The organism is Micromonospora sp. NBS 11-29 (genome assembly GCF_002140155.1).
Lineage (GTDB): Bacteria > Actinomycetota > Actinomycetes > Mycobacteriales > Micromonosporaceae > Micromonospora.
The window spans coordinates 196159-203960 of record NZ_NAPR01000011.1 but is presented as its reverse complement, the minus strand read 5'-3'; the positions used below and the strand labels follow the sequence as shown (position 1 = coordinate 203960).

Annotated in this window: 8 protein-coding genes and 1 pseudogene; 5 read left to right on the top strand and 4 right to left on the bottom strand. The window is 75.0% G+C overall.

The annotated features are described in order from the left end of the window. From B1205_RS31565 to B1205_RS14600, 3 genes and pseudogenes are all read right to left on the bottom strand, one after another. A pseudogene (locus B1205_RS31565) lies at positions 1-296 on the bottom strand (multinuclear nonheme iron-dependent oxidase); the annotation flags it as partial. After that, positions 293-1213 (bottom strand): TIGR04222 domain-containing membrane protein, encoded by a 921-nt coding sequence (locus tag B1205_RS14605; RefSeq protein ID WP_089156114.1) that lies wholly within the window; start codon positions 1211-1213, stop codon positions 293-295. The pseudogene B1205_RS31565 and the gene B1205_RS14605, both read right to left, overlap by 4 nt. Positions 1214-1307: 94 nt before the next feature. After that, complete coding sequence (locus B1205_RS14600) at positions 1308-1880, bottom strand: TetR/AcrR family transcriptional regulator (protein ID WP_089156113.1); 573 nt, start codon at positions 1878-1880, stop codon at positions 1308-1310. Between the two features lie 78 nt (positions 1881-1958). On the opposite strand from B1205_RS14600, the gene B1205_RS14595 reads away from it, so the two are divergent. Both B1205_RS14595 and B1205_RS14590 read left to right on the top strand, forming a co-directional pair. Further along, on the top strand, positions 1959-2801 hold the full coding sequence (locus tag B1205_RS14595; protein ID WP_089156112.1) for a carbon-nitrogen hydrolase family protein: 843 nt from the start codon (positions 1959-1961) through the stop codon (positions 2799-2801). A 60-nt stretch (positions 2802-2861) separates the two neighbouring features. Further along, the gene (locus tag B1205_RS14590) at positions 2862-3524 is read left to right on the top strand and encodes an HAD family hydrolase (protein ID WP_089156111.1); all 663 of its coding nucleotides are present in this window, start codon (positions 2862-2864) and stop codon (positions 3522-3524) included. Here the strand turns inward: B1205_RS14590 and B1205_RS14585 are convergent. Then, entirely contained in the window at positions 3512-3760 is a 249-nt protein-coding gene (locus B1205_RS14585; RefSeq protein WP_089156110.1) for a DUF2630 family protein, read from the bottom strand. The genes B1205_RS14590 and B1205_RS14585 overlap by 13 nt on opposite strands. 252 nt (positions 3761-4012) lie before the next feature. On the opposite strand from B1205_RS14585, the gene B1205_RS14580 reads away from it, so the two are divergent. From B1205_RS14580 to B1205_RS14570, 3 genes are read left to right on the top strand one after another with little or no spacing between them, the layout of a single operon-like run. Then, on the top strand, positions 4013-5326 hold the full coding sequence (locus B1205_RS14580; protein WP_176308604.1) for a cytochrome P450: 1314 nt from the start codon (positions 4013-4015) through the stop codon (positions 5324-5326). Beyond that, positions 5323-6198 carry a terpene synthase family protein gene (locus B1205_RS14575; RefSeq protein WP_089156108.1) on the top strand — a complete coding sequence of 292 codons (876 nt, stop codon included), beginning with the start codon at positions 5323-5325 and terminating at the stop codon, positions 6196-6198. Before B1205_RS14580 ends, B1205_RS14575 begins: the two co-directional genes overlap by 4 nt. Further along, entirely contained in the window at positions 6195-7751 is a 1557-nt protein-coding gene (locus B1205_RS14570; RefSeq protein WP_089156107.1) for a prenyltransferase/squalene oxidase repeat-containing protein, read from the top strand. The genes B1205_RS14575 and B1205_RS14570 overlap by 4 nt, the downstream gene beginning before the upstream one ends. The last annotated feature ends 51 nt before the right edge of the window (positions 7752-7802 follow it).

Here is a 7802-nt window from a genome sequence, read left to right as displayed (position 1 = left end):
CCGGCCCGCACGAACGCGATGTGCTCGCTGACCAGCGGCGCGTCCAGCGCGGTGGCCACGCCGGCCAGGTGGGCCACCCGGGCCGGGTCGACCGGCTCCGCGCCGCCGAGGGACAGCCGCACCCCGTGGGGTACGACGGTGACGCCACGCTCGCGCAGCTCGGTCAGGCCCTCGGGCGGGGCGGCCGGGGCGACCGCCTCCGCGACGACCTCGACGAAACGCAGCCCCGGCAGCCCGGCCACGAAGCCGGCGATCTCGGGACGCCAGCCGATGCCGACGCCGGACGGGCCGGTCATCCGCCGCACCCGCCGCCACCGCCGCCGCCCCCGCACCCGCCGCCACCGCCGCAGGAGCTGCCGCCGGAGCAGGAGGAGCTGCTGCTGCCGCCGCACGAGGTGCCGGAGCCGCCGCCACCCGTGCCCATCGCCTGACGCTGGATCTCCGCCTGCTCGGCGAAGCCCGGGTCCATGGTCCAGAGCGTGGCGGTGCCGAACAACGCCACGCCCAGGGCCGCGTCCGACGCGCCGTACGTGGCGTACGCGGGGGCGGCGGCGGGACGCAGCCAGGCGTGCCGGCGACGCAGGTCGCGCAGCGCGGCGGTGGCCGCCCGGGTACGCCAGGGCACGCGGTTGAGCAGCAGGAACGCGAAGAACAGGGGGAACAGGATGAGCACCAGGAAGCCGGTCGGCCGGTTGTGGGTCAGCCCGGAGAAGGCGCGTACGACGCCGAACGCCAGCAGGGCGCCGATGAGCAGCGGCCAGCGCCGCAGCGCCCGGCGGCGCTCCCGGTCCAGGGCCAGGCCGCGCTGGACCAGCCCGTGACGCAGGTCGTCGAGGGCCCGCCGGACCCACTCGTCGCGGGCCAGTTCCCGGGACCGCAGGCCACGGCTGGCCGCGTGGTGGACGGCCTGGTCGAGCGGGGTGACCCCGGCCGGCAGCGGTCCGCCGACGGCCAGCCGCCGGTCCGGGTGCACGCCCACCGCGCCGGCCCGGCGCAGCCCGCCGAGCGAGGTCCAGACCGCGAGCTGGTCACCCCCGTTGAGGAACGCGACCTGCTGCGGTCCCAGCTCCCCGTGGTTGACCACCGGGGTGCCGGCCAGCGCGCGGAACCGGTACACCGCCGCGCCGACGACCAGGACGACGGCCGCGACGAGGTACCAGCGCAGGAAGACGGGGCCGGGGACGCCCCAGGTGTCGGCCGCGAGGACGGTCATGGTCTGCTCCTGTCGCCGAAGGGGTCGCGCCCCATTGTGGAGCAGGTGCGCCAGCGCCGAAATTCGTGGCGGGGCCAGTTACCGGACCGAGACTTCAGTGCCGGCGGACGGCCTCCTCGACCAGGTCGAGCACGCGTCCCAGGTCGCCGGCCGGGCGGCCCATCGCCAGGTGGAGCACCAACCCGTCGTACGCCAGCTCCAGGAACTGGGCCAGCACGTCGATCGGCACGTCGTCGCGGAGCACGCCGGCCTCCCGCTGCCGGAGCAGCCGTTCCCGGGTCGCCTCGGCGATGGCCGCGGAGCGCTCGGCCCAGCGCCTGGCGAAGGCCGGGTCGGTGCGCAGTCGGCGGGAGACCTCCAGTTGGCTGCCGAGCCAGCCGGTGGTGTCCGGGGAGACCGCGCGGGCGAGCAGGTCCCGCATCACCTGGACCAGGCCGTTGCGGGCGACGGTTTCCACCATGGCGGCGGCGTCGTCCTCGGCCACGGCGAGGAAGAGCGAGTCCTTGTCCCGGAAGTGGTGGAAGATCGCGCCCCGGGAGAGGCCGGTGGCCTCCTCCAGCCGCCGCACGGTGGCGCCCTCGTAGCCGTGCCGGGCGAAACACGCCCGCGCCGCGGCGAGGATCTCCTGCCGACGCGCGTCGAGCTGGTCCTGACTTACTCTGGGCACGCCACGATCGTCCCAGGTGGAAGGGGTCGGCGCAAACCGTACGTACGGCTTGCGAAGGGTGTTCGCTACCATCCGGTCGTGTCGATCCCCAGCCGCCCGTTGACCGTCGCCGCCGTGCAGGCCCAACCGGTGCCCGGCGACGTCGCCAGCAACGCCGACGCCGCCGCCCGCCTGGTCGACCGGGCCGCCGGGGCCCGCGTCGTCGTGCTGCCCGAGCTGTTCCTGCCCGCGTACCATCCGCCGTCGCTGGGTGCGGACCCGGTCGGGACGGACGTGGCCGCCGACGCCGACGGCCGGGTCGACGACCCGCGCCTGGATCCGCTGCGCGCCGCCGCCGTGGCGGCCGGCGCGGCCGTGGTGATCGGCGCGGCGGTCCGCCACCCCGACCGCCGGCGCACGATCTCGTCGCTGGTCGTGGACCCGGCCGGCACGGTCACCGACGGGTACGACAAGCAGCAGCTCTGGGGCGGCGAGCGCGACCTGTTCGACGCCGGTCGGCGCGGCGCCACGCTGGTGGTCGACGGGTGGCGGTTCGGGCTCGGCATCTGTTACGACGGTTGTTTTCCCGAGCACGGCCGGGCCGCCGCGGACGACGGCGCACACGGTTATCTCTGCCCGAGCGGCTACCTGGCCGGCTCGGCGCACCGCCGTGACCTCTACTACGCCGCCCGCGCGTTGGACAACACGATGTTCGTGGTCTTCGCCAACGCGGTCGGTGGCGCGGATCCGTGGCGGTTCAACGGTGGTGCGGCGGTCTACGACCCGGAGGGCCGGCCGCTGGCCCGGGGCGCGGACACCGGGGAGGACGTGCTGGTGGCGACGTTGGACCCGGAGGCCCTGGCGGCCACCCGCGCGGCGCACACCATGCTGCTGGACCGGCTGCCCCACGCCGGCGCCGCCCGCGCGACGCTGGTCGCCTGACCGCGCCGTTTGGCACCCTCGGCCCTGCCGGTGCCGCGGCCGTTCCCGTAGGGTGCTCAGGTGCCGTTGCTCCTGCTCAATCTGGACAACACCCTGCTGGATCGCGACGGGCCGTTCCGCACCTGGGGAGCACGCTTCCTGGAGGGCGTCGGCGCGCCGCCCACCGACCTCGACTGGCTGGTCTCCGTCGACGCGGACGGACTGACCAACCGCTGGGACGTGGCCGACGCCATCCGCGACCGCTACGGCCTGCGCATGCCCTCGATCGACCTGGTGGACGAGCTGCACGACGGGGTGGTGGCGCACATGCGGCTGGACCCGCTGGTGGCGTGCGCGCTGCGGATCGCCGCCGACGCCGGCTGGGTGCCGGTGGTGGTCACCAACGGCGCGGCCCGCCAGCAGGACACCAAGATCCGCACGACCGGCCTGGACCGGTACGTCGCCGACTGGGTGATCTCCGAGGAGGCCGGCGTCAGCAAGCCCAACCCGCGGATCTTCGCGCTCGCCGCCCAGCGGGCCCGGATTCCGCTACGCGGCGCGTGGGTGGTCGGCGACAGCCCGGAGGCCGACATCGGCGGCGCGACCGCGGTGGGCCTGCCCAGCGTCTGGCTGCACCGGGGCCGCCGTTGGTCGGACCCGCGGTTCGCGCCGACCCGGGTCGAGGACGGGCTGATCCCCGCCGTGGCCGCCGTGCTGGCCGACCCGTCGGATCACTGGAGGTAACGCTCGACCTCCGGCACCGGGCGTTCACCCTGCGCGTCCGGGTCGCCGTGCGCCTGTCGGGCCGCCCGCCGCCGGCGGAGCAGGTCCCAGCACTGGTCCAGCGACTCCTCCAGGTGCCGCAGGCGCTCCCGGGCCTCGTCGTCGGTGCCGGCCTCGTGCTGCTGCGCGTCCGAGCGCAGCCGGTGCTCCTCGTCGACGAGTTCCGAGATCCGGCTGAGGATGGTCTTGTCGTCCATGCCCGAAGCTTGGCACAGCGGACGCCTCCGCGCGCGGTACTCCCCGACGCGATCGGGCGGAAGGCGTGCGGCGTGACGCACATCCCACCGTCTCCATTCTCGACAAAGAGATCGTTGTTCCGTGAAATATCCTCTGAGCTGCCTTTTGATTCCCCGCTCAGGATGGCATGCTCGCGGGCAACGTAACGGGTCGAGTCGGGGCAACGACCCTCAGCAACCCGAGGGAGCGTTCAGGTGGCCGATTCACCCAACCTGTCCCGGCCCACCGGCCGGCCCCACACCGTACCGCTGCGGCAGATCCTGCCGGCCGTCCTGCGGGACCCGGCCCGCGCGCTGATCGACGTGGGCAACCGCAGCGGTGGCGACCTGGTGCGGCTCAACCTCGGCTCGTTCCGCCCCTACCTGGTCACCCACCCACGGCACGTGCAGCACGTGCTCCGTNNGCGCCTGTTCGGCGAGGGCATCCTCGGCGAGGGCCAGATCTGGTCGGCCAGCCGCCGGATGCTCCAGCCGATGTTCACCGCCCGGCGGGTGGAGGCGCTGATCGACGGCATGGCCGACGCGATCCGCGACGCCGTCGACGAACTGGACGAGCCGTACCGCGCCGGCCGCCCGGTCGACATCGGCGTCGAGCAGGCCCGCATCGTCAGCCGCGCGATCATGAAGGTGCTCTTCGCCGACCGCATCTCGGTGCCGGACGCGATGCGCGTGATCGCCGCGCAGGACCGGATCGCCACCGCGGTCATCCCCCGGATCGTGGTGCCGTTCGCGCCGCTGTCGCTGCCGATGCCGGGCGACCGCACGTTCCGCCGCGCGGTACAGGTCGTCGACGACGTGCTGGTGCCGATCGTCCGACAGACCCGGCACGACGCCGACCGGGGCGACGACATCATCTCCACGCTCTGGCGAGCCCGCACCGACGACGGGCGGCAGCTCGACGAGCGGCAGGTCCGCAACGACACCGTGGCCATGTTCGCCGCCACCACCGAGACCACCATCAACGTGCTGACCTGGGCCTGGCCGCACCTCGACGAGCACCCGGAGGTGGCTGGGCGGCTCTACGCCGAGATCGACGAGGTGGTGGGCGACGGGCCGGTACGCCGGGAGCACCTGGGCCGGCTCACCTACACCCGGATGGTGCTGGACGAACTGCTGCGGCTCTACCCGATCGGCTGGATCATCCCGCGCCGGGCGGTCGCCGACGACGAGATCGACGGCGTGCCCATCGAGGCCGGGGCCACCATGGCGGTCAGCCCGCTGATCACCCAGCGGATGCGGCAGTTCTGGGACCGCCCGGACGAGTTCGACCCGGAACGGTTCCGGCCGGAGCAGGTCCGCACCCGCCACCGGTACGCCCACTTCCCGTTCGGCGGCGGCCCGCACCAGTGCCTCGGCATGTACCTGTTCTACCTGGAGGCACAGCTCATCCTCGCCACCATGCTCAGCCGCTACCGGTTCCGGCTGCACCGCACCGGCGTACCCGGGTTGCGCCTGGCCGCGGCGCTGCGGCCCCGCGAACGGGTCGAGCTGACCCTGCTCGCCGCCGGCCGGACGGAGCCGGTGTGACCGACGGACGCACCCCGGACCCGATCGCCGCCGCGGCGGAGCAGGGCCGGATCTGCGCGCTCGCCGCGCACGGCCAGCGTGGCCTGCGCCGGGCCGCCGCCGCGCACCCCGAGCTGTTTCCCGGCGAACCCTTCGACGCGACGCTGTTCAGCAGCATCGCGTCGGCCATGGCGTTCAGCGCCCCGTGGCACACCGCCGAGGAGTTGGCGGTCACCAACCGCGCGGTGCTCTGGGGTTTCGCCGTGGACTGGCTGGTCGACCACCGGGCCACCAGCCGGGCCGAGGTCGACGGGATCAGCCGTACCTGTCTGGACGTGCTCGACGGGGCCGGCTCCGACGACCCGCTGGGCCGGTTCCTCGCCGAGCTGCGCGACGACCTGGCCGACGCGCCCGGCTACGACGCGCTGCGCGGACGGTGGCGCACCACGATGGAACGCACGCTCGACGCGATGGCCCGGGAGTGGACGTGGCGGCGCAGCGCGCGCCCCACGCTCGCCGACTATCTGGACAACGCCGACAACCTCGCCGCCACCGTGGTCAACGTGGCGCACTGGATCCACACCGGATCGGCGTCCGACGGCGCCACCCTGGACCGGCTGATCGAGGTCAGCGACGACGTGCAGCGGGCGCTGCGGCTGGTGAACGACCTCGGCACCCACCGCCGGGACGTGGCCTCGGGCGACCTGAACGCGCTGCTGCTGGTGGACGACCCGGCGGAGGTCGAGCGGCGGTTCGCCGAGCAGGTCGACCACTGCCGCAGCCGGCTGGCGCGGCTGGCCGACGAGGTGCCCCGGGAGGCGGACTTCCTGTCCCGGCAGCTCGGCTTCACCACCGGGTTCTACCGGCACACCGACTTCTGGGGGGTGGGGTGAGCCTCACCGCCCAGCCCACGGCGGTCGCCACCGGCCCCGCGCGGGCCCTGGTCGAGGCGCTCGCCGGGGAACCGGCCGGGCAGACCTCGCCCTCGGTCTACGAGACCGGCCGGCTGGTCGCGTCCGCCCCCTGGCTGCCCGGTCACCACGCGCGCCTGACCTGGCTGCTCGACCGGCAACGCCCGGACGGCGGCTGGGGCGGCCCCGGCGGCTACGCGCTGGTGCCGACGCTCAGCGCGGTCGAGGCGCTGCTGGCGACGCTGCACCGGGACGGGCCGGCCGCGGTGCCGGCCGCCGCCGCGCTGCGCGGCATCGCGTTCCTGGCCGGCGCGCTGCGCGGCGACGCCCCGCCGGACCTGCCCGCCACCGACCTGATCGTGCCGGCGCTGCTGACCGCCGTGGACCGACACCTCACCGGGCCGGCGGGTCCGCCGCCCGGGCTGACCGGGTGGGCCGACCGGCCCCGCCTGCCGCTGCCGGCCGGTCTCGACCCGAGCCGACTGACCCGGGTACGCGGTCTGCTGGCCGCCCGTCGTCCGGTGCCGGCGAAGTTGGCGCACGCGCTGGAGGTGACCGGCGAGTTGGCGTACCGGGCGGTCGGTGTGCGCCCGTCGACGAGCGGTTCGGTGGGCGCCTCGCCGGCCGCCACGGCCGCCTGGCTCGGTCGACCCGAACCGGGACCGGCCCTCGACTACCTGCACGCGGTCGGCCGGCACGGCCCGGTGCCCTGCGCCAGCCCGATCACCGTCTTCGAACGGGCCTGGGTGCTCGCCGTCCTGGTCCGGGCCGGCGTCCCGGTGGGCGCGCCCGAGCCGGTGCTGGCCGGCCTGCGCGACGCGGTCGACGCGTCCGGCGCGGCCACCGCACCCGGCCTGCCCGCCGACGCGGACACCACCTCGGTCGTGCTCTACGCGCTGGCCCGGCTGGGCCGGCCGCTCGGCGTCGCCCCGCTCGCCGGGTACGACACCGGACGGCACTTCTGCACCTGGCCGGGGGAGGACGGGGCGTCGCTGACCACCAACGCGCACGTCCTCGACGCGCTCGGCGAGCACCCCAGCCGGCCCGGTGTCACGGCGGCCCGCCGCCGGGTCGCCGACTGGCTCGTCGAGCGGCAGGAGCCGGACGGGCGGTGGGAGGACCGGTGGCACGCGTCGGCGTACTACGCGACGTACGCGGTGCTGCTCGCCCTGGCCGACCACGCGCCCGACGGCGCGGCGCGGCACGCCGTCGAGCGGGGCGTCGGCTGGCTGCTGGACACCCAACGATCCGACGGCTCGTGGGGACGCTGGCACGGCACCACGGAGGAGACCGCGTACGCGGTGCTCGCCCTGGCCGGCGCCGGCCGCCCGGGGGACCCGCGGATCGGGGTGGCGTTGGCGCGGGGCCGACGTAGACTGTCCGAGTTGGACGGAAGCGACGACGAGCCGGCGCTCTGGCACGACAAGGACCTCTACCGCCCGACGCTGATCGTGCGCGCAGCGGTGCTGGCCGCCTCCGGACGGGCCCGCTCGCCGTGGCCGCACCCGGCACCCACCATGATCAGGATCGCTTGAATGAGGTTCACGACGACTGCTAGCGTGCGCCGGAGTCGATCGGATTTCGAA

Excerpts from the sequence above, each read along its gene's own strand:
- B1205_RS14605 (WP_089156114.1), bottom strand. The coding sequence starts at position 1,213 with ATGACCGTCCTCGCGGCCGACACCTGGGGCGTCCCCGGCCCCGTCTTC.
- B1205_RS14585 (WP_089156110.1), bottom strand. The coding sequence starts at position 3,760 with ATGGACGACAAGACCATCCTCAGCCGGATCTCGGAACTCGTCGACGAG.